The 24,230-nt window shown below is 73.1% G+C and carries 24 protein-coding genes and 1 pseudogene; 10 read left to right on the top strand and 15 right to left on the bottom strand.

All coding sequences use genetic code 11. From position 1 onward, the window contains the following. Nucleotides 1-38: 38 nt before the first annotated feature. Nucleotides 39-1,385 carry an acetyl-CoA carboxylase biotin carboxylase subunit family protein gene (locus ACLJOU_RS09195; protein WP_410565136.1) on the bottom strand — a complete coding sequence of 449 codons (1,347 nt, stop codon included), beginning with the start codon at nt 1,383-1,385 and terminating at the stop codon, nt 39-41. Nucleotides 1,386-1,469: 84 nt separating this feature from the next. On the opposite strand from ACLJOU_RS09195, the gene ACLJOU_RS09190 reads away from it, so the two are divergent. Continuing rightward, nucleotides 1,470-2,972 (top strand): FAD-dependent oxidoreductase, encoded by a 1,503-nt coding sequence (locus ACLJOU_RS09190; RefSeq protein ID WP_410565135.1) that lies wholly within the window; start codon nt 1,470-1,472, stop codon nt 2,970-2,972. A 34-nt stretch (nt 2,973-3,006) separates the two neighbouring features. On the opposite strand, the gene ACLJOU_RS09185 is transcribed toward ACLJOU_RS09190, so the two are convergent. Both ACLJOU_RS09185 and ACLJOU_RS09180 read right to left on the bottom strand, forming a co-directional pair. Then, complete coding sequence (locus ACLJOU_RS09185) at nt 3,007-3,531, bottom strand: DUF1360 domain-containing protein (protein WP_410565133.1); 525 nt, start codon at nt 3,529-3,531, stop codon at nt 3,007-3,009. Further along, nucleotides 3,528-4,322, bottom strand: a complete 795-nt coding sequence (locus ACLJOU_RS09180) for an SDR family NAD(P)-dependent oxidoreductase (RefSeq protein ID WP_410565130.1) — start codon at nt 4,320-4,322, stop codon at nt 3,528-3,530. Before ACLJOU_RS09180 ends, ACLJOU_RS09185 begins: the two co-directional genes overlap by 4 nt. A gap of 92 nt (nt 4,323-4,414) precedes the next feature. Between ACLJOU_RS09180 and ACLJOU_RS09175 the strand changes: the two genes are divergently transcribed. After that, nucleotides 4,415-5,428 (top strand): DNA topoisomerase IB, encoded by a 1,014-nt coding sequence (locus tag ACLJOU_RS09175; RefSeq protein WP_410565128.1) that lies wholly within the window; start codon nt 4,415-4,417, stop codon nt 5,426-5,428. Nucleotides 5,429-5,517: 89 nt separating this feature from the next. Next, the gene (locus tag ACLJOU_RS09170) at nt 5,518-5,853 is read left to right on the top strand and encodes a hypothetical protein (RefSeq protein WP_410565126.1); all 336 of its coding nucleotides are present in this window, start codon (nt 5,518-5,520) and stop codon (nt 5,851-5,853) included. 326 nt (nt 5,854-6,179) lie between these two features. Here ACLJOU_RS09170 and ACLJOU_RS09165 read toward each other — a convergent pair whose 3' ends face one another. Beyond that, complete coding sequence (locus ACLJOU_RS09165; RefSeq protein WP_410565123.1) at nt 6,180-6,560, bottom strand: VOC family protein; 381 nt, start codon at nt 6,558-6,560, stop codon at nt 6,180-6,182. Nucleotides 6,561-6,564: 4 nt separating this feature from the next. Further along, the gene (locus ACLJOU_RS09160; RefSeq protein WP_410565121.1) at nt 6,565-7,548 is read right to left on the bottom strand and encodes a YihY/virulence factor BrkB family protein; all 984 of its coding nucleotides are present in this window, start codon (nt 7,546-7,548) and stop codon (nt 6,565-6,567) included. Nucleotides 7,549-7,631: 83 nt separating this feature from the next. On the opposite strand from ACLJOU_RS09160, the gene ACLJOU_RS09155 reads away from it, so the two are divergent. After that, nucleotides 7,632-8,099, top strand: a complete 468-nt coding sequence (locus tag ACLJOU_RS09155) for an SRPBCC family protein (RefSeq protein WP_410565118.1) — start codon at nt 7,632-7,634, stop codon at nt 8,097-8,099. A gap of 287 nt (nt 8,100-8,386) precedes the next feature. Here ACLJOU_RS09155 and ACLJOU_RS09150 read toward each other — a convergent pair whose 3' ends face one another. The 7 genes and pseudogenes from ACLJOU_RS09150 to ACLJOU_RS09120 form a co-directional block, all read right to left on the bottom strand. Beyond that, a complete protein-coding gene (locus tag ACLJOU_RS09150) occupies nt 8,387-9,979 on the bottom strand; it encodes a phytoene desaturase family protein (RefSeq protein ID WP_410565115.1) in 1,593 nt (530 codons plus the stop codon). Between the two features lie 17 nt (nt 9,980-9,996). Then, on the bottom strand, nt 9,997-11,070 hold the full coding sequence (locus ACLJOU_RS09145) for an NAD-dependent epimerase/dehydratase family protein (protein ID WP_410565113.1): 1,074 nt from the start codon (nt 11,068-11,070) through the stop codon (nt 9,997-9,999). 83 nt (nt 11,071-11,153) lie between these two features. Beyond that, nucleotides 11,154-11,433: pseudogene (locus tag ACLJOU_RS09140) on the bottom strand (peptidase S15); the annotation flags it as partial. Between the two features lie 41 nt (nt 11,434-11,474). Beyond that, nucleotides 11,475-11,612 (bottom strand): hypothetical protein, encoded by a 138-nt coding sequence (locus ACLJOU_RS09135; RefSeq protein ID WP_410565110.1) that lies wholly within the window; start codon nt 11,610-11,612, stop codon nt 11,475-11,477. A gap of 20 nt (nt 11,613-11,632) precedes the next feature. Then, entirely contained in the window at nt 11,633-12,817 is a 1,185-nt protein-coding gene (locus ACLJOU_RS09130) for a zinc-dependent alcohol dehydrogenase (RefSeq protein ID WP_410565107.1), read from the bottom strand. Nucleotides 12,818-12,893: 76 nt separating this feature from the next. Beyond that, complete coding sequence (locus ACLJOU_RS09125) at nt 12,894-13,889, bottom strand: anion permease (RefSeq protein ID WP_410565104.1); 996 nt, start codon at nt 13,887-13,889, stop codon at nt 12,894-12,896. Continuing rightward, on the bottom strand, nt 13,890-14,504 hold the full coding sequence (locus tag ACLJOU_RS09120; protein ID WP_410565101.1) for a DUF47 domain-containing protein: 615 nt from the start codon (nt 14,502-14,504) through the stop codon (nt 13,890-13,892). 93 nt (nt 14,505-14,597) lie between these two features. Between ACLJOU_RS09120 and ACLJOU_RS09115 the strand changes: the two genes are divergently transcribed. Then, entirely contained in the window at nt 14,598-15,539 is a 942-nt protein-coding gene (locus ACLJOU_RS09115; RefSeq protein WP_410565099.1) for a glycosyltransferase, read from the top strand. A 23-nt stretch (nt 15,540-15,562) separates the two neighbouring features. Continuing rightward, nucleotides 15,563-16,771: a glycosyltransferase family 4 protein gene (locus tag ACLJOU_RS09110; RefSeq protein WP_410565097.1), complete on the top strand. Its 1,209-nt coding sequence runs from the start codon at nt 15,563-15,565 to the stop codon at nt 16,769-16,771. Between the two features lie 103 nt (nt 16,772-16,874). Here the strand turns inward: ACLJOU_RS09110 and ACLJOU_RS09105 are convergent, their stop codons facing one another. Genes ACLJOU_RS09105 through ACLJOU_RS09095 form a run of 3 tightly spaced genes read right to left on the bottom strand, consistent with a single transcriptional unit; the run spans nt 16,875 to nt 19,464 of the window. Beyond that, the gene (locus ACLJOU_RS09105) at nt 16,875-17,765 is read right to left on the bottom strand and encodes a glycosyltransferase family 2 protein (RefSeq protein WP_410565094.1); all 891 of its coding nucleotides are present in this window, start codon (nt 17,763-17,765) and stop codon (nt 16,875-16,877) included. After that, nucleotides 17,744-18,610 carry a glycosyltransferase family 2 protein gene (locus tag ACLJOU_RS09100; protein WP_410565091.1) on the bottom strand — a complete coding sequence of 289 codons (867 nt, stop codon included), beginning with the start codon at nt 18,608-18,610 and terminating at the stop codon, nt 17,744-17,746. Before ACLJOU_RS09100 ends, ACLJOU_RS09105 begins: the two co-directional genes overlap by 22 nt. Next, nucleotides 18,607-19,464: a polysaccharide pyruvyl transferase family protein gene (locus ACLJOU_RS09095; RefSeq protein ID WP_410565089.1), complete on the bottom strand. Its 858-nt coding sequence runs from the start codon at nt 19,462-19,464 to the stop codon at nt 18,607-18,609. The genes ACLJOU_RS09100 and ACLJOU_RS09095 overlap by 4 nt, the downstream gene beginning before the upstream one ends. Before the next feature lie 73 nt (nt 19,465-19,537). Between ACLJOU_RS09095 and ACLJOU_RS09090 the strand changes: the two genes are divergently transcribed. From ACLJOU_RS09090 to ACLJOU_RS09075, 4 genes are all read left to right on the top strand, one after another. Further along, the gene (locus ACLJOU_RS09090; protein ID WP_410565087.1) at nt 19,538-20,503 is read left to right on the top strand and encodes a UDP-glucuronic acid decarboxylase family protein; all 966 of its coding nucleotides are present in this window, start codon (nt 19,538-19,540) and stop codon (nt 20,501-20,503) included. A gap of 112 nt (nt 20,504-20,615) precedes the next feature. Further along, on the top strand, nt 20,616-22,289 hold the full coding sequence (locus ACLJOU_RS09085; protein WP_410565084.1) for a carbamoyltransferase: 1,674 nt from the start codon (nt 20,616-20,618) through the stop codon (nt 22,287-22,289). Next, nucleotides 22,289-22,849, top strand: coding sequence for an SIS domain-containing protein (locus ACLJOU_RS09080; protein ID WP_410566663.1), 561 nt, complete (start codon nt 22,289-22,291; stop codon nt 22,847-22,849). Before ACLJOU_RS09085 ends, ACLJOU_RS09080 begins: the two co-directional genes overlap by 1 nt. Further along, nucleotides 22,846-24,213, top strand: a complete 1,368-nt coding sequence (locus tag ACLJOU_RS09075) for a PfkB family carbohydrate kinase (protein WP_410565082.1) — start codon at nt 22,846-22,848, stop codon at nt 24,211-24,213. Before ACLJOU_RS09080 ends, ACLJOU_RS09075 begins: the two co-directional genes overlap by 4 nt. Nucleotides 24,214-24,230: the final 17 nt, after the last annotated feature.

Below are 24,230 nucleotides of genomic sequence, written 5' to 3'. Positions count from 1 at the left end.
GGTCGGGTTCGGACAGTCCGAACCCGGCCCCCGCTTCGTCACGCCCTGGTGGAATTGAACGGCGGGGCAGAATCGAACGGCCGGGTGGAATTGAACGGCCGGGCGGAATCGAACGGCGGGGCGAATTCGAACGGCAGGGCGTCCACGCACGCCTGGTACTTCTGGACCATTTCGTGCTCGGTGTGCCCCGCCACGAACAGGTGAGCCAGCTCGAAGCTGTAGCTGTCCTGCTGCGGCAGGTCGGAAAGCCGCTGTCCCGCCTCGGGAACGATGTCGATCCGCGTGCCGTCGACGCGGTGCTGCACCGTCGCGATCTCCTCGGGCGTCGGCACGCGCGTCACGACGCCGTCCTCGAAGCGGCGCAGGTACCACTTGCCGGCGATCTGGTAGGTGCCCTTGCGGGGACGGCGGGCGGGGTCCTGGCCCAGTCCGAGGCGCACCATGATTTCGTGGTTGGCCACGCCGTCGACGAACTCGAACAGCTCGGCGTGCGACGGCGAGTGCCGCGGGTTGATCCCCAGCAGGCACACCTGGCCGGATTCGGGGTCGCAGAAGAACTCGATGCCGAAGGTGCCGTTGTCGAAGCCGATCTGCTTCAGCACCCGTTCGGCGACGTCCCGCATGCGCTGGACGGGCTCCTCCCCCAGCTGCGACGGGTACTGGTGGCGCAGGAAGGACGAGCTGTCCGGGTAGTTGACCGAGTCGAGGGCGCCGTGGACGGTGACCTCGCCCTGGTACACGTAGCCCTCGATGGCTGCCTGGACGCCCCGCAGCGCCTCTTCGGCCAGGCACGCCGCGCCGCCCACCCGGGCGATCTCCGGGGGCAGCTCGACCTGCTCCAGCACGGCACCGAACGGCTCGCCCACCCGGCCCACGCCGGCCCGGATCTTCGCGACGGCTTCGGCGAACTGCGCGTCGTTCCCGGCGTTGAAGGCGAGTTCGGAGGAGAACGACTTGACCGGCTTGAGCCACATCGGATAACCGACGCCCTCCGGCGGCGCGGGGTGCGGGGCGTCGAGGTCGACGATGCCGAAGTTCGGCAGCTCGTCGATCGCCTTTCTCTGTTCCAGCCTGCTCCAGTACTTGTGCTCGCACTTCAGCACCGCCTCCAGCGGCACGCTGGGCAGCCCGTACCGGGCGCACAGGACGGGCACGAGGGTCGCGGCGGGGAAGTCCCCGTAGCTGACGATCGCCGCGATGTCGCCGTCGAACGCGTCGAGTTCCTGCTGCGCTGTCTTCAGGAGCCCTTCCACGTCGATTTCGCCCTGGTACAGCTCTTCGGGAGTCAGCAGGCCGTGGAACCGGTAGGCGGCGGCCCGCGGAATGCGGTCCAGGACCCGCCGGTTCTCCTCGTCCAGGCCGATCACGAAGATGTCGCTACTCATACCGGTGGGCTACCCGACCCGCCGAACCGCCGAAACGGGGCCGGATGGCCCGTTTCCCACGGCGTTTCGCGGGCATCCTCAGGCATGACAGCCTTGCCCGAACCGCTTTCCCTGTGGGTCGAGACCGCCCCGGCCCCGGACCGCACCGGCGTGCCGGTGCCGGAGTCCGCCGACGTGGCGGTGCTCGGCGCGGGGATCGCCGGGCTCACCACCGCCCTGCTGCTCGCGCGCGCCGGCCGGTCGGTGGTGGTGCTGGAAGCCGAGCGGGTCGCGGCCGGGGTGTCCGGCCACACCACCGCGAAGGTCAGCGCGCAGCACGGCGCGAAGTACGCGGACCTGGCCTCCCGCCACGGCGAAGGCGCCGCGAAGGTCTACGCCGGTACCCAGACGGCGGCCGGCGAGTGGATCGCCGCGACCGCGGCCGAACTCGGCATCGACTGCGGGTTCACCCGGGCGGACAGCTACGTCTACACGACGCGGGAAAGCACCGTCGGCTCCCTCAGGCAGGAGGCCGACGCCGCCGCCGTGGCCGGCCTGCCGGCGTCGTTCACCGAAGACGTGCCCTTGGACGTGCCCGCGCTCGGCGCCGTGCTGACCACCGGGCAGGCGCACTTCCACCCCCGCCGGTGGCTGCTCGGCCTGGCCGCCGAACTCGAGCGGGCGGGCGGCACCATCGTCGAGCACGCCCGGGCGACCGCGGTCAACGGGCAGACCGTCCGCACGTCGCGCGGCGACGCCGCGGCGGACGAGATCGTCGTCGCCACCCACTACCCCGTGCTCGACCGCGGCCTGTACTTCGCCCGGCTGGACCCGGTGCGCGACCTCGTCGTCGCGGGCCCGGCGGCCGGGAACACCGCGCCGGCGGGCATGTTCCTCGACGCCGACACGCACCACTCCGTGCGCGGGTACACCGAAGGCGGCACGCCGATGGTGATCGCCGGCGGCGAGCACTACCGCGTGGGCGCGCACGTCAACGTCGAACGCCGCTACCGGCGGCTCGCGGAGTGGGCCGACGCGCACGCGGGCCTGCACCGCGTGACCCACCGCTGGTCCGCGCACGACATGTCCACGCCCGATCTGCTGCCCTACGTCGGCCGTTACCTGCCCGGGACGAAGAACCTGTGGGTGGCCACCGGGTTCGGCCAGTGGGGCATGACCGGCGGCACCGCCGCGGGCCACGTGCTGGCGGCGCGGATCCTCGGCGAACCGCACCCGGCCGCGGAGCTGTTCGACCCCAACCGGTTCGACGCGCGGTCCGTGCTCGAAGTGGCCCAGGACAACCTGACCGTCGCGAAGTACCTCGTCGGCGACCACGTGGCCGCGCTGTGGCGGTCGGAGAAGCTCGACGACCTGCAGCCCGGCGAAGCCGAGGTGGTCCGCGTCGGCGGCGAGCTGGTCGCCGCCCACCGGGACGAAGCGGGGAAACTGCACACCGTCGGCGCGCACTGCACGCACCTGGGGTGCCTGGTTTCGTTCAACGACGCCGAACGGACGTGGGACTGCCCCTGCCACGGCTCGCGGTTCGGCGTCGACGGCGAAGTGGTGCAGGGCCCGGCGGTCCGCCCCCTGCGGCGCGGGCCGGAGTGAGCCGGCGGAGGACGTCCCCCGCCGGCCCGCCCGGCTAGCCCGAGGCCAGCTTCTTGCCGGCGTCGTACAGCAGGTGCAGGGCGTCCGCCAGGCCCACGGCGGTCAGCACGGTGGCCGCCAGCCGCGTCGCCCGCGGTGCCATCACCAGGCCCGCGGTCAGGCCGGTGCCGATCCAGACGTTCAGGCAGAACGGGCACGACAGGAGCTCGCCGACCGCGTGCTCGACGTGCCCCTTGCCCGGGACGGACTCGTTCAGCTCGGTCGCGCCCGCGGACTCCTCGAAGCGGGTGAACGGGGCCCGCAGGGGGCTGGTGACGGCCGCCTTCCCCAGCATGCGGCTGGCCTTGAAGGTCGCCGCACCCAGCAGGGCCGTGTCGCCGGCCCCGAACCGCTCCGGCAGCCGTGCCCCGACCGCGCGGCCGAGCACGGTGAGCCCGCCCACCAGCGCACCGTAGGCGCCCATCGCGCCCAGGTAGCCGGCCAGCGGCCGGTCCTCGTCACCGGCGTAGCTGCGTTGCACGTGCTTCGCCTTCTCGGTGACGTCCTCGATGACGCTCATCCATCCGCCGATCCGGGCTTCATCATCTTGCCCTGTTGTTTCGCTTTGGCCTCGTCCGGCAGGAAACGGGAGCCGGCCGCCTGGAGCTTGTTCTTCGCCGCGCCCGGGACAATCTTGTCCTTCCCGGCCATCAGGGCTTCGTAGCCGGCTTCCGCGATTTCGGCCGGCGTGTCCTTGTCGCCGGCGGCGAGCTTGGTGTCGGTCATGTCGGCGCGTTCGAAGAACTCCGTGTCGACCGGGCCGGGCAGCATCGCCGTGACGGTGACGCCCTTGTCCTTCAGCTCGGCCCGCAGGCCCTCCGAGAACGACGTCAAGAACGCCTTCGACGCGGCGTAGACGGCTTGGTAGGGCGCGGGCGAGGTGCCGGCGATCGAGGAGGTGAACAGTACCCGGCCGCGGCCGCGGCCGACCATGCCGGGCACGACCCGCTTGGTCAGGTGCACGGCCGAGCGGACGTTGAGGTCGACGACCGTCAGCTGGTCCTCCAGCCGGGTGTCCCCGGCGAACTCGCCGTTGATCCCCACGCCGGCGTTGACCGCCAGCGCCTCGACCGGGCGGCCGGCGAGGTGGCGGACCAGCTCTTCGACCCCGTCCGGGGTGGCGAGGTCGGTGCGGACCGCCTCGACCTGCGCGCCGCACGCGCTGACCTCGTCGGCGGCCGTGGCGAGCTCGGCGTCTTCGGCGGCCAGCACGACGTCGAAGTCGTGCCGGGCGAACTGCTTGGCCAGCTCCAGCCCGATCCCGCTCGACGCGCCGGTCACGACGGCCAGCGGCCTGGTTGCGGTGGTCATCCGTACTCCTTCCGGTGCTTCCGCCGTCGACTACCCACCGCCGCGGGCGGCAATCATGGTTTCCCGGTACGCCGGGTGGGTATTTCGCGGCGGTGGGACGCACCAGACTCCGGCGCAGTGACCTGCGCGGCCCGGGCATCAAGCGGATCCGCCGCGGCCGCGGGTTCTCCTATGCCATGCCCGACGGCTCGCCGGTCACCGACGCCGAGCTCCTCGACCGGATCAAGGGGCTCGTCATCCCGCCGGCCTGGAAGAACGTGTGGATCTGCCCCTACCCGAACGGGCACGTCCAGGCGGTCGGGACCGACGACGCCGGGCGGCGGCAGTACCTCTACCACGAGCAGTGGCGGCGGGACCGCGACGAGGAGAAGCACGACCGCGTGCTGCAGATGGCCCGCCGGCTGCCGCAGTGGCGCGAGTCGGTGGCGGCGGACCTGGCCGGCAGCGGCCTGACGCGCAAGCGGGTCCTCGCGGCGGCCCTGCGCATGCTCGACCGGGGCATCTTCCGCACCGGCGGCGAGGAGTACGCGGAGGAGAACGGCACCCACGGCGCCGCGACGCTGCTGCGAGAGCACGTGGCCGTCCGCGGCGACGAATGCCGGTTCTGCTACATCGCCAAGGGCGGCCTGAACCGCGAGGTGGCCATCTGCGACGCGGAGCTCGCGGCGGTGATGAAGGCGCTGCTGCGCAGCCGGTCCGGCAGCGACCGGCTGCTCGTCTACCGCGAGGGCGGCACGTGGCACGAGGTGCACGCCGCCGACATCAACGAGCGGTTCAAGGAGCTGGCGGGCGAGGACTGCACGGCGAAGGACATGCGGACGTGGAACGCGACGGTGCTCGCGGCGGCCGCGTTCGCCGTGGCGGACCCCCCGACCTCGGAGACGGCCCGCAAGCGCGCGGAGGCGGCGGTGATGAAGGAGGTCTCGACGGCGCTGGGCAACACCCCGGCGGTCTGCCGGTCGTCCTATGTGGACCCCCGGCTGGTGGAGGCGTACCGCAACGAGCGCACGATCGCCCCAGCGCTGAAGCGAGCCGCACGCCTGGAGGGCGACGAGGCCCGTGCGGTGCTGGAGCGGGCGTGTGCGCGGCTGCTGAACGCGTCGTGACGTGTGGACTGGGAGGCACCGTGAGTGAGCGTCGATCCATCCGAACGTGTACTGGCCCGCGGCCGCGTTCTTCCGGGAACCTGGGGAGGATGACATCGGAAGCAGCTCCCGTGCGCTGGCGCGCGTCGATTGCCCTCACCGTGGGCGGCGACGGCGTGGTGTCGAGCATCGTCGAGTCCGACCACGGGAGCGAGGGCTCGGCACGGGAGTGGATCGAGCGAAAGCTGCCCGCAGCGCGGTTCCCGGCGTGGATTCCGCCGGCCCGCCGCACCGACGGGGTGGAGTTGTTCGGCCGCGTGGCCCGCGGGCGCGTGGCGACGGACCGGTTGGTGCCCACGTGGGAGACGGAGGCGACGCCGGTCTGGCACGCGGACCGTTCCGGCGGCCGGGTGCAGTGGCGGCGGTGCGCGGCTGAGGATCGCTGAGGCTGGTCCGGGCGTTCCCCCAGGTGGGCCCCGGGGGGTGCCGCCGGGTGGGCCGGGCAGATGCGGCCGGAATGCGCCTGAGATGGCCCTCCAGCGCGCCCAACCACCAACGCAACCCCAGCCGCCGAGGCGGCCTCCCAGCGCGCCCTACCCGGAAACACAACCCAAGTCCCTGCGGCGGGCTCTCGGCGCACCCAATCACCAGCCCAATCCATTGCCCCGAGGCGGCCTCCCGTGCCCCCGGACGCGGCGTCAGATCGCACCTCGCCCGCAAGCGAGCGCGCCATGCCGATCCGCGCGCCCCTCCCCTCGCGCGCGGCCTCGGCTCAGGCTGCGCCCACGTCCTTGCGCAGCAGGCAGAACTCGTTGCCCTCCGGGTCCTGCAGCACCACCCACGACTCCTCGCCCGTCTGGCCCACGTCCGCCGGGCGGGCGCCCAGCTCCGTCAGGCGGGCCAGTTCCGTCTCCTGGTCCGTCCCCGCCGGGCTCACGTCGATGTGCAACGGGAGCTTTCCGCGGCGGGGGGGCTCCGTCCGGGCCAGGATCAGCGTCACCGCTCCTTCGCCGAAGCGGGCGCCCGCCGGGCCCAGGGCCAGGCCGTCCGGCTCGTGGCCGATCACCTCGTAGCCGAGGACCGCGCACCAGAACTCCGCCAGGCGGTCGGGGTCGTGGCAGTCCAGCACCAGCTCGGTGATCCGGCAGGCCATCCGCTCACTTCCGTTCCGACTCCGCCACCGCCGCGGCTTCGTCCTTGTCCATCGCCTTCGTGTCCCGCGGCGGCAGGAACGGCTCCTGCTGGTCGTCCGCGTGACCCGCCTCGATCGTGCGGCCGCGGGCCAGCTCCGCGTCCAGCTCGGCTCCCAGCAGGATCGCGAGGTTGGAGATCCACAACCATACAAGGAACGCGATCACCCCGGCCAGCGAACCGTAGGTCTTGTTGTAGGACCCGAAGTTCGCGACGTACAGCGCGAACCCGGCCGACGCCAGCACCCACAGCACCACGGCCAGCAGCCCGCCCGGCGTCAGCCACTTGAACCCCGGGAGCCGCACGTTCGGGCCCACCCAGTACAGCAACGCGAACGCCAGGCTGACGAGCAGCGCGATCACCGGCCACTTCGCGATCTCCCACACCAGCACGCCCGTCGAGCCGAGGCCGATCAGGTCGCCGAGCTTGCGGGCCACCGAACCCGTCGCCACCACGCCCAGCGCGCACGCCGCCAGCAGCACCACGATCCCGATCGTCAGCGCGATCCGCAGCGGGATCGTCTTCCACACCGGCCGGCCCTCCGGCATGCCGTAGATCGCGTTCGACGCGCGCATGAACGCGCCGATGTAGCCCGACGCCGACCACAGCGCGCCCAGCAGGCCCACGATCGCCAGCGGGCCGGCCAGGCTCCGCGAGCCCGCCAGCTCCTTGATCGCGCCGACGAGGATGTCCTTGCCCTGGCCCGGGACGAGCTGGTTGACGTTGTCGATCACCGTCTGGATCTTGTCCGGGCCGAGCAGGCCCAGGATCGCCGTGAGCACGATGATGCCCGGGAACAGCGACAGGACGCCGTAGTAGGTGAGCGCGGCCGCCCAGTCGGTCAGGTTGTCGCGGTTGAACTGCTTGAAGGTTCGTTTGAGCGCCGCACCCCACGACTGCTTCGACAGGTTCCCGGGTCCTTCGGGTTCTTTCCCACTTCTGGCCACCATCGCACCTCCTGCTCGGTTCCGGCGGGCATACCCCGGTCCGGGAGTGGGTATGCCTGGTTCGTCACCCGAAGCAGGAGGAAATCGTGCCCGAGGTCAGCCGCGTGATCGACGTCCCACCCGAGGCCGTGTTCTCGGTGCTCTCCGACGGCTGGCTGTACGCCGGCTGGGTGGTGGGCAGCTCCCACATCCGCGACGTCGACGGCGACTGGCCCGAGGTGGGCTCCCGGATCCACCACAGCGTGGGCCCGTGGCCGATCCACATCCAGGACGTGACGGTGGTCCGGGCGGTCGAGCCGGGCCTGTCCCTGTCCCTGGAGGCCCACGGCTGGCCCCTGGGCGCGGCGGCGGTCGGCCTGACGCTGGTCCCCCACGGCGACGGCCAGACGCTCGTCCGGATGACCGAACACGTCATCCGCGGCCCGGGCAAGGTGCTCCCGGAGTCGCTGCTGGCGCTCATCGTCAAGCCGCGCAACAACGAGTCACTGGCCCGGCTGGCCGACCTGGCGACCGGGAAACACGCCCGCGCGGAGAACGGCCGCCCCCGCCCGTAGCAGCGCGCCGGACGAGCCGACCGCGGCCTCACCGCAAACCGGTGGGTGCCGCGCCGAACACGCAGGCCGGAACCGGAGCCGTGCGGCCTCGCGCCACGCGATCCGGCCCGAGCCGTGCGGTCCGGCCAGCACCCGGTCTCAGCCGGATACCGGCCAAGAAGCGGCAGGTCGCGCGGCCCGCAGCTGAGCCGTACCGAGAAGCCACCCTGGCGCGCAGTTCGCCGCAAGGCGGCCGCCCTCCAGCCCAGGCGGCGCAGCTTCGCACCTGACCGACCGCAGGCCCGGTCTCAGCCGTAAATAGCCCGGTGGGCCGCCTTGATCACCGCCGCGTAACCGCCGCCCAGCGCGCCCGCCCGGGCCATCGCCGCGCGGGCCGCGTTCGCTCCCGGGCCGCCGTGGACCGCCCCGCCCGGGTGGGCCGATGCCCCCGCCAGGTACAGGCGGTCCACCGGGGTGTCCGCGCGGCCCGTGCTCGGTACCGGGCGGAAGAACAGCTGCTGGTGGATCGCCGTGGTGCCCGCGTTGATCGCGCCGCCGACCAGGCCCGGGTTGTGGCCCTCCAGTTCGGCCGGGCCCTGCGCGTAGCGGCCCTTGATCAGGGCGGTGAACCCCGGCGCGTTCGCCTCGACCGTCTCCTCGATCCGCTTGACGCGCCGGTCCAGCGCCGCCCGGTTCTCCACAGCGCCGCGCGGCACGTGCGTGTACGCCCACGCGGCCTCCGTGCCCGCCGGCGAGCGCGTCGGGTCGGTCGTGGTCATCTGGCCGAGCAGCAGGAACGGGCGGCGCGGGGTACGGCCGCGGGCGAGCTCGCCGCCGAACGCCGACAGCCCGTCGAGGTCCGTGCCGAGGTGGATCGTGCCGGCGCCGCGCGCCGCCTCCGCCGTCCACGGGATCGGGCCGGACAGCGCCCAGTCCACCTTCACCGTGGCGCTGTCCCACTCGAACTTGCCGAGGTCTTCGACCAACCGGGACGGCAGCCACTCCTCCTCCACCAAGTCGCGGTACAGCACCGGCGCCGGGACGTCGGCGAGCACGGCCTTGCGCGCCCGCACCGGGTCGCCGGCGGCGTCGCGCACCCCCAGGGCCCGTCCGCCGCCGACCAGGATCTCGCGCACCGGGCGTCCACAGTGGATCCGGCCGCCGCGCGACTCGAGCCGGCGGACCAGGGCCGCGGCCAGCTCGCCCGCGCCGCCTTCCGGCACCGGGAACCCTTCGTCCTGCCCGATCATCGCGAGCAGCCAGCCGAACACCGCGCTGCCCGCGTTGTCCACGGACAGGTCGCTGTGCGCGGAGTTCCCGGCCAGCAGCAGCTTCGCGCCTTCGCCGGCGAACAGCTCGTCGCCGAAGCGGCGCGCGGGCAGCGTCAGCATCCGTGCCAGGCGCAGGGCGTCGGCGGTCCCGGTGCGGCGCAGCAGTTTCAGCCCCGACCGGACGGGCGGGAACGGCGTGAACAACGCGTTCAGCAACGGTTCGCGGATGTCCTGCCACTGCCCGAACAGCCGCCGCCACGCGTCGCCGTCGCCCGGGGCGAACTCGTCGGCCGAGGCCGCGGTGCGGTCGATGTCCCGCGAAAGCACCGCGCAGCGGTCGTCCGGCAGGATGTGCGCCAGCACTTCGGGCGCGTGCCGCCAGCGCAAGCCGTGTTCTTCCAGCCGCAGGCTGCGGATCACCGGTGACACCGCGCTCATCGGGTAGAAGGCGCTGAACAGGTCGTTGCGGAAGCCGGGCTCGGTCACCTCGGCGGTCCGGACCGCGCCGCCGGCGTGGTCGGTCGCTTCCAGGACCAGCACCGACCAGCCGGCGTCGGCCAGGAGGTTCGCCGCCACCAGGCCGTTGTGCCCGGCGCCGATCACCACCGCGTCGACGGCTTCCGTACTCACTCGAGCCTCCCGGCTGATCAGGCTTGCGACTGGTGGCTCGGCCCGACCCGGGTGAGCGAGCGGAGCCGGGCCAGTACCCCGTCGCGGCGCGGCGGGGCCAGGGGCGGGCTCGCCGCGCCCGCACCCGCCCGGAACCCGGTGACCAGGTCGGCGAGTGCGGCGGCGGCGTCATACCGAGGTTGCCAGCCCAGCGCGGTCTCCGCCAGCGTCGTGTCCCCCAGCGCCGCGCGGTCGGCCAGCTCCAGCCAGCCCGGGTGCACCGGCAGCACGCCACCCAGCCACGCCGCCCGGGTCGCCAGCAGCACCACCGGCTTCGGCACCGGCACGCGGGCGCCGCCGAGGACGCCGGCCAGCGCGTCGGCGTCGAGCACCTCCGGCGCGGCCAGGTTGACCGCGCCGGCGAAACCCCGGTCGAGGATCAGCCGGATCGCCTCGGCGACGTCGTCGGTGTGCACCACCTGCGCGCGCAGGTCCGTCCACAGCGGAACGGGCAGCCGCCGCCCGCCGACGAGGTGGGCGGGCACCGCCGGGCCGAGCAGCCACCGCGCGAACTCCCCCGCCGCGCTGCGGTGCACGATCGCGCACGGGCGGATCCGCGCCACCCGGACCTGCGGGTACTTCGCCTCGAACCGGTCCAGCAGGCTTTCCAGGGCGGCCTTGCCGCGGCTGTAGGCGCTGCCCGCGATGCCGTCGCACGGCCAGTCCTCGGCCACCTTCTCCCAGCGGGGCGCGGGGCCGTAGGCGGCCACCGACGAGGCGACGACGACGTGCGGCACGCCCGCGGCCGCCGCCGCGGCGAGCACGTGCCGGGTGCCGTGGTCGTTGGTGCGCCACATCGGCGGGTCACCCCGGACCGGCGAGATCGCCCACGCCAGGTGCACGACGGCGTCCGCGCCGGCGAAGACCTCCGCCAGCTCCTCCTCCGCACCCGGCAGGCCCACGTCGACCGCGCGCCAGCCCGCGCGCCGGTACGGCTCGACGGTCGTGTCGGGCAGCCGGCGCGCCAAGCCGACGACGTCGTGGACGGGGTCGAGGGCGGCGAGCAGCGCCGTTCCGACGTTGCCGGTGGCCCCGGTGATCACGATGCGCACCCGGACGGGTTACCCCCGGTGGCGGCCGCAAAACGTCAGACGAGGTCGCGCGGGATCCGCTCGTGCCCGTTGCGGGACACGAGCCGCCGGGCGCCCTCGTCCTTCACGATCTCCAGCGCGGACTCGTAGCCGACGAGTCACGCGACACGCGCCAGCGCTGCTCCCCCGGTGTGACCCTGGTGACGGGGATCGGCGGCGCTCCTTCGGGTTCGCCGAACGGCCGGGACGGCAGCTCGTCCGGCTCGGCGACCGGGCGCACCGGCAGCTCCAGCGCACTGTGTCCGGTGTGGACAGTCAGCAGTACGGGCGTCGGCGGGGCCACGCCAGCGGCCAGTACGAAGTGGACACCGACAGCCGGATCCGGAGTCGCGGGGAGCGGGGAGGTCCCCCTTGTACGGGATGTACTACTCGAGGATCGCCGGGCCGGTGTCCGACGAGGCCGGCCGCCAGATGCGGGCGGACAGGACGGTCCCGTCGGACACCGGGATCCGGACGTGGTCTTCCTCGGTGATTCCGTGCGGCAGCGAGGTGACGGCTCGCAAAAGTCGTTCCCTCCCCGGGGTTACGGCTGCAGCAGGATCTTCTGGGCGCCGTCCAGCTTCTTCTGGAAGATGTCGTACGCGCGCGGCGCGTCCTCCAGCGGCAGCTTGTGGGTGGCGAAGCCCTCGACGCCGAGCGGGTCGCCGTCGGCGGTGAGCACCGGCATGATGTCGTCGAGCCAGTGCCGGACGTTGGCCTGGCCCATCCGCAGCTGGATCTGCTTGTCGAACAGCTCCATCATCGGGATCGGGTCGACCATCCCGCCGTAGACGCCCGACAGCGAGATCGTGCCGCCGCGGCGGACGCTGTCGATGGCGGCGTACAGCACGCTGAGCCGGTCGATCCCGGCCTTCTCGGTGATCTTCTCGCCCAGCGGCTGCGGCAGCAGCCCGACGAGGGTGTGCGCGAGCTTGCCGACCGGGGCGCCGTGCGCCTCCATGCCGACGGCGTCGATCACCGAGTCCGCGCCGCGCCCGTTCGTCAGCTGGCGGATGGACTCGCCGATTTCCTTGTGGTCACGCGTGTCGAGGGCGGTGGCGCCGTGTTCGCGGGCCCGGGCGAGGCGCTCGGGCACCAGGTCGACGCCGATCACCTGGCCGGCCCCGCGGTGCCGCGCGATCCGGCAGCACATCTGCCCGATCGGGCCGAGCCCGAACACGACGACCGTGCCGCCGTCCGGGACGTTCGCGTACTCGACGGCCTGCCAGGACGTCGGGACGACGTCGGAGAGGTAGACGAACCGCTCGTCCGGCGGGCCGTCCGGGACCTTGATCGGCCCGTAGTGGGCCTGCGGCACGCGCAGGAACTCGGCCTGGCCGCCCGGGACCTGGCCGTAGAGCTTGGTGTAGCCCAGCAGCGCCGCCCCCTTGCCCTGCTCGCGGACCTGGGTCGTCTCGCACTGCGACTGCAGGCCGCGCTCGCACATCCAGCAGTGGCCGCAGGAGATGTTGAACGGGATCACCACGCGGTCGCCGGGCTTGAGGTTCTTGACCTCCGGCCCGACCTCCTCGACCACGCCCATCGGTTCGTGGCCGAGGATGTCGCCCTCGGTCATGAAGGCACCGAGCACCTCGTAAAGGTGCAGGTCGGAGCCGCAGATCCCGGTCGAGGTGATCCGCACCACCGCGTCCGTGGCTTCCTCGATCTTCGGATCCGGCACCTCCTCGACGCGGACGTCGCGCTTGCCGTGCCAGGTCACTGCCTTCATGGCTCTCCCTTTCCGCGGGCTGGGGTCTCCGCCCCGGCTTCCCGCGGGCGGCGACGGGCAAACCCGGCCGCGCGCCTCAGGTGAGCAGATCGGCGACGAGGTACACCGCCGCCGCCACGATCGCGGCGGCCGGGAAAGTCAGCACCCAGCCGAGCACGATGTCGCGCGCGATGCCCCACCGCACCGCCGACAGCCGCCGGGTCGCGCCGACGCCCATGATCGCCGCGGTGATCACGTGCGTCGTGGAGATCGGCGCCTTGACCGCGAACGCCGTCACGTACAACACCGACGACGCCACCGATTCCGCGACGAACCCGTGCGGCGGATCGAGCGGGAACACGCGCCTGCCCAGCGTCCGCATGATCCGCAGGCCACCCGAATAGGTGCCCAGCGACAAGGCCGCGGCGCACAGCAGCGTCACCCACAACGGCACCGCGAACGTCGGCTGCTCCCCCGCCGCCACCAGCGCCAGCACGATCACGCCCATGCCCTTCTGGGCGTCCTGCAGGCCGTGGCCGAGCGCGAGCGCCGAGGCGGAGACGATCTGGAACCGGCGGAACACCCGGCCGCTGCGGTGCGGGTTCGCCCGGCGCAGCAACCACAGCGCGGCGACCATCGCGAGGTAGCCCAGACCCAGGCCGAGCAGCGGCGAAGCCACCATCGGGATCAGCACCTTCTCGGTGATCCCGGCCCAGTGCACGGTGCTCGCGGCGGCCAAAGCCGCGCCGACCATCCCGCCGATCAGCGAGTGCGAGGACGACGACGGGAGGCCGAAGTACCAGGTGATCAGGTTCCAGGTGATCGCCCCGAGCAGGGCCGCGAAGACCACGGTGAGCGCGTCCGGCCCGGGCGGGACGTCGATGATCCCCTTGGCCACCGTCGCGGCGATGCCGGTGGACAGCAGCGCGCCCGCCAGGTTCATCACCGCCGCCAGCACGAGAGCCGCGCGCAGGGTCAGCGCCCGGGTCGACACCGCGCTCGCGATGGCGTTGGCCGCGTCGTGGAACCCGTTGGTGTAATCGAAGACGAGCGTCAGCACGATCACGGTGACCAGGGCGGCGGTCCCCGTCACTCAGGACTCCTTGACCGCGATGGTCTGCACCACGTCGGCCAGGTGCTCGAACGCGTCGGCCGCCAGCTCGAACTGCTCGACGACCTCCTTGGTCTTCAGCACTTCGAGGGCGTCGCCGCCCGGCTCGAACAGGTGGGCCAGGATCCGCCGGTAGACGCGGTCGGCCTCGTTCTCCAGCTCGTTGATCTCGATCCAGAACGGCTCCAGGTCGCCCACCTTGGCCAGTCCGGGCATCGACGAGGCCGTGAGCTCGGCGGCCCGGCAGAGCACGCGGACCAGGACGTCCGTCCCCGGCGGGAACGTGCCGATGCGGTAGAGGACGGCCAGGTCCGCCGCGGTGTCGGTGAAGTCGAGCACGTCGTCGATCTTGGCCGCGAGGGCCTGGATGTCCTCGCGGTCGAACGGTGTCACGAACGAACTGTTGAGCTCCACCATGATCGTGTGCGTCAGCTCGTCACCCTGGTGCTCGACCTCGTGCAGGCGCTTGGCGATCGGTTCCCGCCCGGCCGGCTCGGCGGCCACGAGTTCCCTCAGCAGTGCGGTCGCGGTGACCAGGTTCTTCGCCGCGTCGGCGAGCAGGTCGAAGAACCTGGTGCCGCGGGGGGTGAACCGCATGGGTTGGCGTCCCTTCGTCGCGCACAGCCGTCCGGGGCCGAGTACCCCGTTCGGCCGCACGTTTAACAGCCGATCTCCGGGAAATCAGGAGTCATGACCGATCCCGGATCCCGGCGCCTGAGAGTACTGCTCTGGCACGTGCACGGCTCGTGGACCGACGCTTTCGTCCGCGGGCGGCACGACTACTTCCTGCCGGTCTCACCCGACGGTGCACCCTGGGGTCTCGGCAAGGCGGGGCGCGACTGGCCCTCGGTGACCGAGGTGCCGCTCGACCGGCTGGCCGAGGCCGAGCCCGACGTCGTCGTCCTGCAGCGGCCGGAGGAGCTGGACCTGGCCGCCCGCCTGGGCGTGCCGGCCGTCTACGTGGAACACAACGCGCCCCGGCCGTACGCCGCGTCCAGCGAGCACCCGCTCGCCGGCCGGTCCGACATCACCGTCGCGCACGTGACCCACTTCAACGCGGCGATGTGGGACTGCGGCCGCGCGCGGGTGACCGTGGTGCCGCACGGCATCCCCGATCCGGGGCCGCGCTACACCGGCGAGCTCGCCACCGGCGTGTCGATGATCAACGAGCCGGTGCGGCGGCAGCGCGTCACCGGCGCCGACCTGCTCGGCACGCTCGCCGACGCGGGGCCCGTCGACGTGTTCGGCATGGGGACCGAAGAGCTCGCCGCGCCGCTGCGGGGCCTGGGCGACGTCCCGGCGCCGAAGCTGCACGACGAGATCGCCCGCCGCCGCGTCTACCTGCACACGGCCCGGTGGACGTCACTGGGACTGTCCCTTTTGGAGGCCATGCACCTGGCGATGCCGGTGGTCGTCTTCGCCTCGACCGAGGCGGTCGACGCGGTGCCGGACGACGCGGGCGTGCTCTCCACCGACGTCTCCGTGCTGGCGCGGGGTTTCCGCGAGCTGCTGCACGAGCCGGACTTCGCCGCGCTCGCCGGCAAGAACGCCCGCGAACACGCCCTGAAGCACTACGGGCTGGACGCCTTCCTGACCGCTTGGGACCACCTCCTCGCCGAGACGGCCCGCTGACCTGTGAAGGGAACGCCTCACCGATGAAGATCGCGATGGTGTCCGAGCACGCCAATCCCCTCGCCGCGCTGGGCGAAGCCGACGCCGGCGGCCAGAACGTGCACGTCGCCGAGCTGTCCGCCGCGATGGCGCGCGCCGGCCACGACGTCACCGTCTACACGCGCCGGGAGAGCCGCGACGAGCCGCCGGAGGTGCGGACGCCGCAGGGGTACCGCGTCGTGCACGTGCCGGCCGGGCCGGCGCGCAAGGAGCCGAAGGACAACCTCCTGCCCTACATGGGCGACTTCGGCAGCTTCCTGCGCGACCAGTGGGCGATGGAGCGGCCGGACGTGGCGCACGCGCACTTCTGGATGTCCGGCCTCGCGACCTCGCTCGCGGCGAGCGCGACCGGCACCCCGGTCGCCCAGACGTTCCACGCGCTGGGGATCGTCAAGAAGCGCTACCAGGGCGACAAGGACACCAGCCCGGCCGACCGCATCCGGCTGGAGCGGATCATCGGCCGCCAGGCCGGGCGCGTGATCGCCACCTGCTCCGACGAGGTCTTCGAGCTGTCCCGCCTCGGCGTGCCGCGGTCGCGGATCTCGATCGTGCCGTGCGGTGTCGACCTCGGCCGCTTCTCCCCCGACGGGCCGGTCGCCCGCCGCCGGCTGCCGCACCGGCTGGTCACCGTCGGCCGGCTGGTCCCCCGCAAGGGCTTCGACATCGCGATCACCGCCCTCGCCCAGCTGCCGGACACCGAACTCGTCATCGCCGGTGGCCCGGAGCGCGGCAGGCTGTCGCAGGACCCGGAGGCCGGCCGGCTCCGGCAGCTGGCCGAGCGCCTCGGCGTCGGCGACCGCGTCCGCTGGCCCGGCCAGGTGTCCCGCGACGGCATGCCGGCGCTGCTGCGCTCGGCCGACGCCGTGGTGTGCACGCCGTGGTACGAGCCGTTCGGCATCGTGCCGCTGGAGGCGATGGCCTGCGGCGTCCCGGTGGTGGCGGCCGCGGTGGGCGGCCTGACCGACACCGTCGTCGACGGCGTCACCGGGCTGCTGGTCCGCCCGCACCAGCCCAAGGAGCTCGCGTCCCGGGCGCGGCGGCTGATCGACGACCCGGCGCTGTGCCACGCCTACGGCACCGCGGGCCGCGACCGCGCGGTGGCCCGCTACTCGTGGGACCGCGTCGCCGCCGACACCCTGCGTGCCTACCACAAGCTGGTCCCGGAGGCCGCGGTCACCGCCGAGGCCCGCTGAGGCGGGCACTTTCCCGGCAAAGTGCCCGTCCAGAGGCTTGGCTTTCAGGTGAAGGCTCCGGTCCTGAGGCGGGCACTTTCACGTGAAGTGCCCGCCTCAGGTGTCAGCCCACGTAGCGGCGGGCCTTCGACTCGCGCTGGGGGGCTTCGAGCAGGCGGAGGCCGTGCTCGACGTGGTCCGGGACCACCCGGCGGTCCCGCAGCACCCACGGCAGGCCGCGCGCCACGTCCAGCAGGGCCGCCGCGGTGGCGGCGTCGCGCGGGGCCGTGCGCAGGACGTCACGGCCGCGGCGGAAGACCGCCGGCCAGGGGCGGCGCAGCAGCAGCGTCCACAGCGTGTTGCGGATGCCCAGCCGGCGGCGGTGGCGCGGGTCGCGCAGCTTCGACGGCGCGTGGTGGATCACCATGTCCTCGGCCCAGCACATCCACCAGCCGCGCGCGGCGAGGTCGAGGGCGAACAACTCCTCCTCGCCGCCGAGCCACATCCGCGTCGAAAAGCCGCCGACCTCGCGGAACGCGCTGACGCGCACCGCCGTCAGGCCCGCCATGATGCCGAGCAGCGCCGGTCCCGGCAGCCAGTCCGGCCCGGGCACCGGCGAGTCGCGCAGCTCCGGGGTGATCGGGTCCTCGGCCAGGCCGGGCTCGACCAGGCAGCGCCCGGTCACCGAGCCGAGCCCCGGGTAGGTGTCCAGCAGGTCGGCCGCGCGGGTCAGCGCGCCGGGCTGCCACGTCGTGTCGTCGTCGCAGAACGCCACGTACGGCGTCGTCACCTCTTCGACGGCGACGTTGCGCGCCACCGCACCGAGGTTTTCCGCCAGCCGGAACAGCCGGACGCCGGGGAATTCGCGGGCGACCATGTCCGCCGTGCCGTCCGCGGAGCCGTTGTCCGCGACGAAGACCGGCGCCGCGTCCGGCAGGGACGTCATGTGCGCCAGGGTTTCCCGCAACTGCTCGCGGCGGTTGCAGGTGATGATCACGACCGAGATTCGCGCCATTCGGCGGTCCTTTCCAAAGTCCGGGCCTGGTGTTCGACGTGGGCGGGCAGCAAGCGCCGCGAGCTCAGCGCCCGCGGCAGCCGGGGAACCGCGCCGAGGACGGCCCCGGGTGCCCGCACCAGCGTCCGCGCCACCTCGCGCCGGCAGACGCGCGGCGGGCGGCGCAGCACGGCGATGAGCAGCCGGTTGCGCAGTTCGGCCCGGCGGCGCCACGACGACGGCGGCCGCGACCGGGACGGGTGGTGGTGGGCCCGCAGGTGCCCGACGTAGCAGACCTCCCAGCCGCGCGCGGCCAGGTCGTAGGCCAGCAGCTGTTCCTCCGCCCCGAAGTGGAGCAGCGGGCTGAACCCGCCCACCTGCAGGTACGCCGTCCGGCGCACGATCGCGGAGCAGGCCAGGAAGCCGAGCACCAGCGGCCCCGGCGCGCCGTCCGGGTGACCGAGCGGGCTGCGCTCCATTTCGGGCGTCACCGGATCGTCCCGGCATTCCGGGCCGACGAGGGTGCGCGCGGCGAGCAGGCCGGTCCGCGGGTGCCGGTCGAAGATCCGCTCCGCTTCGGCCAGCGCGTCCGGCGCCCACCAGGAGTCGTCGTCGCTGAAGGCGATGTAGGGCGTGTCGGCCGCAATGACGCCGAGGGTGCGCGCGGCGGCGCCGAGGTTCTGCGGCAGGCGGATCACGCGGACGTTCGCGTGCCGTCCGGCGACTTCCGCCGTGTCGTCCTCGGACGCGTTGTCCAGCACGATGACCGGCGGCTGCGGGTCCAGACCGGACAGCTGGCGCAGGGTCCGCGCCAGCTCGGTGGCGCGGTTGCGGGTCGCGATGACGACGGTCGTGCGCGCGCTCACCGCGCCCCCGCCAGTTCGGCCACCAGCGCGGTCAGGGAGGCCGGGTGCGCGGGTGGCCGCATCGGCGCGGTGGAGCACCACTTCAGGCGGGCGTCGAGCAGCGCGGTGTCGCCGGCGTCCTCGGCGGCCACCACCGGCCAGTTCAGCGCTTTCCCCTGCGCAGTCACCTTTCCGCCGCCGGCCACCGGGTCCACGGCGAGCACCGGCACCCCGGCCTTGAGCCCGAAGACCAGCCCGTGCAGCCGGGTCGTCACCACTACGTCCATTTTGGACACCAGCGCGGCGAACTGGTCCGGGGTGGCGCACCGCTGCCAGTCCTCGTGCGCGAGCCGGGTGTCCAGCGGCACGCGGGCGCAGTCCAGGCCGGCGAGCCAGGAGGTCAGTGCCGCGTGGACGTCGCCGTGCCGGCCCGCGCCGCCGTATTCCGGCTGGTGCGGCGCCAGGACCACGCCGAGCACCGGTGTGGGTGACACGGACGCGCCGAGCGCGAGGTCGAGCTCGGCGGTGCCGGCGTCGTCGCGCGGGAAGACCCGGTGGAAGCCGGTCACCGCCGGGTCTTCGGCGTCCGGAACGGACACTCCCACCGCGATCCGGCGGCAGGAGGCGTAGCGCTCGTGCAGCGAACGCACCTGCGGCCCGTGCACCGGGCCGCAGACGAACACCACGTGCGTGTAGTCGCCGGGTGGCGCGTCCGGCAGGTGCAGGGTGCCGGGGCGGAAGCCGGGGCTCCACGCGACCCGGTGGTCGATCCCCGCCTCCGCCAGCGCGGTCTCGGCCGCGCGCAGGCTCAGGACGTCACCCGCCGTTGCTTCCCCGTGCAGAAAACTGGCCCAACCGGTGAGCAGAACTCGCATGGTGTGAACGCTTACCCGCTCTCCACCCCGTTACACGGTTTTGCGGCCGCCGGCGCCGGGTAGCCGCCACGGCATGACGGATCCGGGAGTGACCAGGCGGTTCGAGCGTGCGGTGGTGACCGGGGGTGCCGGCTTCGTCGGCGCGCACCTGTGCGAGCTGCTGCTCGAAGAGGACATCGAAGTGATCGCCGTGGACAACCTCGTGACGTCCTCGGCGGACACCCTGGAGCACCTGCGCCGGCACGAGCGGTTCCGGTTCGTGCGCCACGACGTCACCCAGCCGATGCCGCTGAGCTGCGAAGCCGACGTCGTCTTTCACCTCGCGTCGGCCGCCTCGCCCCGCGATTACCTGGCGCTGCCGCTGGAAACGCTGCGCGCGGGCTCGTACGGGACCGAGAACGCGCTCGAGCTGGCCCGCCGCGACGGCGCCCGGTTCGTGCTCGCCTCGACCAGCGAGGTCTACGGCGATCCCCTCGAACACCCGCAGCGCGAAGGGTATTGGGGCAACGTCAACCCGATCGGGCCGCGCAGCGTCTACGACGAAGCCAAGCGCTACGCCGAAGCGCTGACGTCGGCCTACCGCCGCGAACTCGGCGTGAACACGGGCATCGCGCGGATCTTCAACACCTACGGCCCCGGCATGCGCGCCCACGACGGCCGGATGATCCCGGCCTTTCTGGACCAGGCGCTCAAGAACGAGCCGATCACCGTCACCGGGACCGGGGAGCAGACGCGGTCCATCTGCTACGTCGAGGACACCGTCCGCGGCCTGCTGGCCCTGGCGCGGTCCGGCCATCCGGGGCCGGTGAACATCGGCAATCCGTACGAACTCACCGTCCGCCAAGTGGCCCAGCGGATCAAGGACATCACCGGTTCCGGCTCCCCCATCGAACTCGTCGACGCGGTGGTCGACGACCCGCAGCGCCGCTGTCCCGACATCTCCCTCGCCCGTGACGTCCTCGGCTGGGAGCCGAAGGTCGACGCCGACGACGGTCTCCGTCGCACAGCGGCGTGGTTCCGGCGAGCTCCGTCGCGCTGAGTAGCGACGCCCAGGGCTTTTGCGCGCAATCGTTTATCAACGACTTCGCCGGGTAGCGCTATAGGCAAGAGCGGGCCCCACGAGTCCGCACCGAAACGCCAGAGGCAGGTCGATGCGCATACTCGGGATCAACGCCGTCTTCCACGACCCCGCCGCAGCGCTGGTGGTCGACGGGGAGATCATCGCCGCGGCGGAGGAAGAACGCTTCAGCCGCCGCAAGCACGGCAAGCAGGCGGTGCCGTTCTCCACGTGGGAACAGCCCGCCCAGGCCGTCGCTTGGTGCCTGGCCCAGGCCGGACTGTCCGCGAAGGACCTCGACGCCGTCGCGTATTCCTACGACCCCGCGCTGGTCGAGCCCGGCTTGGCCGGACACGACCCGAGCGGCGAAGAGCTGCGTACGGAGTTCGCCAAGCGGGCTCCGTTGTTCCTGAGGTCCGCCTTACCCGGGCTCGACCCGGGGATCGTCAAGTTCGTCCGCCACCACGTCGCGCACGCCGCGTCGGCCGCGCTCGCCGCGCCGTTCGGCGACTGCGCCGTGCTGGTTGCCGACGGACGCGGCGAAAGCACGTCCTACCTGGCCGGTGAGTACCGCGACGGGCGGTTCAAGGAGCTGGCGGCCCAGAAGCTGCCGCACTCGCTGGGCCTGCTGTACGAAGACCTCACCGAGCACCTCGGCTTCGCGCGGTCCAGCGACGAATACAAGGTCATGGCGCTGGCCTCCTACGGCAAGCCGGCGTTCCTCGACGAACTCCGCGAACACGTGCACGTCACCGGGGACGGCGGGTTCCACGCCTCCGGCGTCGACCTCACCGCACTGGCCCCGCGCCGCGAAGCCGGCGAAGAACTCACCGGGCGCCACGCGGATCTCGCCGCCAGCGTCCAGAAAGTCCTCGAAGACATCCTGCTGGAACTGACGGACTGGCTGCACGACGCCACCGGGCAGCGGGACCTGGCGCTGGCGGGCGGGATCGCGCTCAACTGCGTGGCCAACACGCGGCTGCACGCCGAAGGCCCGTTCGACCGGATCTGGGTGCAGCCCGCCGCCGGCGACGCGGGCACCGCACTCGGCGCTGCGCTGCAACTGGCCGCCGAAGCCGGGGAGCGCGGTGCGCCGATGGCCGACGCCAGCCTCGGTCGCGGGTGGACCGACGACGAGCTCGAAAAGATCCTCATCACGGCGAAACTGCCGTACGAACGACCGGACGACCTCGCCGAGACGGTCGCCGAAGCGCTGGCGAACGACGAAGTGATCGCCTGGTTCCAGGGCCGGGCCGAGTTCGGCCCGCGGGCCCTCGGGCACCGGTCGCTGCTGGCCCACCCCGGCCGCAAGGCGAACCTCGAGCGGCTCAACGACGTCAAGGGCCGGGAGCAGTTCCGCCCGGTGGCGCCGATGGTGCGGGCCGAGCGCGCGGCCGAGATCTTCACCCGCGGCCCGCTGCCCAGCCCGTACATGCTGTTCGTGCACGACGTCGCCGAAGACTGGCGCGACCGCATCCCGGCCGTCACGCACGTCGACGGCACGGCTCGCGTGCAGACCGTCGAGGAGCGCGAAAACCCGGTGCTGGCCCAGATGCTGGCCGCCTTCGAGCGGCGGACCGGCGTGCCCGTCGTGATCAACACGAGCCTCAACACCGCGGGCCGGCCGATGGTCGACTCGCCCCGCGACGCGCTGGAGTGCTTCGGCTCGGCCCCGATCGACCTGCTCGCGCTGGGGCCGTTCGTGCTCCGGCGTCCCCACCCCACCCGGACCGGCGCGGCGTCGCCGGAGGAGAAGGAGGTGCCGTGATGGAAGACCATCTCGCCGCGTTGGCCGAAGCCGCCGTGCGGACCCGCGAATCCGCCCCCAAGATAACCGCGTGGGGCCGGCACCTCGCCGGCGTCTTCGAAGCCGGCGGCCGGCTGCTCGCCTGCGGCAACGGCGGCAGCGCCGCGGAAGCCCAGCACCTGACCGGCGAGCTCGTCGGCCGGTACCGCCACGAACGGCAGCCGCTCTCGGCCATCGCGCTGCACGCGGACACCTCCGCGACCACGGCCATCGTCAACGACTACGGCGACCACGAGGTGTTCGCCCGCCAGGTGCGCGCGCACGGGCGGCCGGGCGACGTCCTCGTGTGCCTGTCCACCAGCGGCTCCAGCCAGAACGTCGTCGCCGCGGCCAAGGCCGCGCACGAGCTGGGCGTGACGACGTGGGCGCTGACCGGCCCCGCCCCCAACCCGCTCGCCGCTCTGTGCGACGACGCCGTGACGGTCGAGGCGCCCACCGTCGCGACCGTGCAGGAGATGCACCTGGCGCTGGTGCACGGCCTCTGCGCGGCGCTGGACGACGCGCTCGGGGTGACCGCGTGAAGCCGCTGGTCGTCCTGGGCGACACGCTGCTGGACGTCGACGCCGAAGGCACCGCCGAACGGCTGTGCCCCGAGGCGCCGGTGCCGGTGGTCGACCTGACGGCCCGGCGCCGCCGCCCCGGCGGGGCCGGCCTGGCCGCGCTGCTGGCCGCCCGGTCGGCGGCCGAGGTCGTCCTGATCACGCCGATCGGCGACGACGAAGGCGGCCACGCGCTCACCGGCCTGCTGGAACCGGACGTCACCGTGCTGCCGCTGCCCCTGCGCGGCACCACGGTGTGCAAGACCCGCATCCGCGCGGGCGGGCAGTCCCTGCTGCGCCTGGATTCCGGCGACGGCACGGCGACCGCCGACCCGCTGCCCGCCGGGGCGCACGAAGTCCTGGAAGGCGCCGGCGCGATCCTCGTGGCCGACTACGGCCGCGGCCTGACGCGCAACGCGGACGTCCGGCGGCTCCTGCGCGAGGTGGCCGAGCGGATCCCGGTCGTGTGGGACCCGCACCCCCGGGGCGCGCAGCCGGTGCCCGGCACCCGGCTCGTCACGCCGAACCTCGCCGAAGCCCGCGCGGTGCTCGCCGGGCACGAGGAACCGGCCGAGCTCGCCAAGCTGCTGCGCGGGCACTGGCACGCCGACGCGGTCGCGGTGACCGTCGGCTCCCGGGGCGCGGTGCTTTCCGACGGCCTCGGCGAGACGAACGTCCCGATCCCCGCGGCGGCCCGGACGCCGGGCCACACCGCGCCCGACACCTGCGGCGCGGGCGACCGGTTCGCCGCCGCCGCGACCGCCGCCCTGCTCGGCGGCGCGGACACCACCGAAGCCGTGGTGACGGCGGTCGAGGCGGCGGCTCGGTTCGTCGCCGCGGGCGGCGCGACCGCGTTGTCCACGAACGACGGCCCGGTGCCCGACCCGCAGCCGGCGACCGACGCCTTCGGCCTCGCCGAGCGGATCCGCGAGACCGGCGGCCGGCTGATCGCCACCGGCGGCTGCTTCGACCTGCTCCACCCCGGGCACGTCAGCCTGCTGCGGCAGGCCCGCGCCCTCGGCGACGCACTCGTCGTCTGCCTCAATTCCGACGATTCGGTGCGGGCCCTCAAGGGGCCCGGCCGTCCGCTGGTCCGGGACCGCGACCGCGCCCGGCTCCTCACCGCTTTGTCCTTTGTGGATTCCGTCGTCGTCTTCGACGAGACGTCACCGACCGCCGTCCTGGAGAAACTCCGCCCGGACGTCTGGGTGAAGGGCGGCGACTACGCGGAAACGGACTTGCCCGAACGCGAGGTGGTCGAACGGCACGGCGGCGAAGTCGTGCTCGTCCCGACCGTGCCCGGCTACTCGACGTCCCGCCTGGTCGCCGCGGCGGCCAGTGCCTGACCCCTCCGAACTTTCGA

This window comes from Amycolatopsis sp. cmx-4-61, assembly GCF_046548775.1.
Classification (GTDB): Bacteria; Actinomycetota; Actinomycetes; order Mycobacteriales; family Pseudonocardiaceae; genus Amycolatopsis.
The sequence above is the reverse complement of the archived record's forward strand: the minus strand, read 5'-3'. Positions and strand labels throughout refer to the sequence as shown.

What these genes read in the sequence shown, in the direction of transcription:
- ACLJOU_RS09095 (WP_410565089.1), bottom strand. Translation starts at nt 19,464, where the DNA reads ATGCGAGTTCTGCTCACCGGTTGGGCCAGTTTTCTGCACGGGGAAGCA.
- ACLJOU_RS09195 (WP_410565136.1), bottom strand. Translation starts at nt 1,385, where the DNA reads ATGAGTAGCGACATCTTCGTGATCGGCCTGGACGAGGAGAACCGGCGG.
- ACLJOU_RS09085 (WP_410565084.1), top strand. Translation starts at nt 20,616, where the DNA reads ATGCGCATACTCGGGATCAACGCCGTCTTCCACGACCCCGCCGCAGCG.
- ACLJOU_RS09120 (WP_410565101.1), bottom strand. Translation starts at nt 14,504, where the DNA reads ATGCGGTTCACCCCCCGCGGCACCAGGTTCTTCGACCTGCTCGCCGAC.
- ACLJOU_RS09080 (WP_410566663.1), top strand. Translation starts at nt 22,289, where the DNA reads ATGGAAGACCATCTCGCCGCGTTGGCCGAAGCCGCCGTGCGGACCCGC.
- ACLJOU_RS09170 (WP_410565126.1), top strand. Translation starts at nt 5,518, where the DNA reads ATGACATCGGAAGCAGCTCCCGTGCGCTGGCGCGCGTCGATTGCCCTC.
- ACLJOU_RS09115 (WP_410565099.1), top strand. Translation starts at nt 14,598, where the DNA reads ATGACCGATCCCGGATCCCGGCGCCTGAGAGTACTGCTCTGGCACGTG.
- ACLJOU_RS09185 (WP_410565133.1), bottom strand. Translation starts at nt 3,531, where the DNA reads ATGAGCGTCATCGAGGACGTCACCGAGAAGGCGAAGCACGTGCAACGC.
- ACLJOU_RS09165 (WP_410565123.1), bottom strand. Translation starts at nt 6,560, where the DNA reads ATGGCCTGCCGGATCACCGAGCTGGTGCTGGACTGCCACGACCCCGAC.
- ACLJOU_RS09180 (WP_410565130.1), bottom strand. Translation starts at nt 4,322, where the DNA reads ATGACCACCGCAACCAGGCCGCTGGCCGTCGTGACCGGCGCGTCGAGC.
- ACLJOU_RS09110 (WP_410565097.1), top strand. Translation starts at nt 15,563, where the DNA reads ATGAAGATCGCGATGGTGTCCGAGCACGCCAATCCCCTCGCCGCGCTG.
- ACLJOU_RS09090 (WP_410565087.1), top strand. Translation starts at nt 19,538, where the DNA reads ATGACGGATCCGGGAGTGACCAGGCGGTTCGAGCGTGCGGTGGTGACC.
- ACLJOU_RS09190 (WP_410565135.1), top strand. Translation starts at nt 1,470, where the DNA reads ATGACAGCCTTGCCCGAACCGCTTTCCCTGTGGGTCGAGACCGCCCCG.
- ACLJOU_RS09105 (WP_410565094.1), bottom strand. Translation starts at nt 17,765, where the DNA reads ATGGCGCGAATCTCGGTCGTGATCATCACCTGCAACCGCCGCGAGCAG.
- ACLJOU_RS09160 (WP_410565121.1), bottom strand. Translation starts at nt 7,548, where the DNA reads ATGGTGGCCAGAAGTGGGAAAGAACCCGAAGGACCCGGGAACCTGTCG.
- ACLJOU_RS09130 (WP_410565107.1), bottom strand. Translation starts at nt 12,817, where the DNA reads ATGAAGGCAGTGACCTGGCACGGCAAGCGCGACGTCCGCGTCGAGGAG.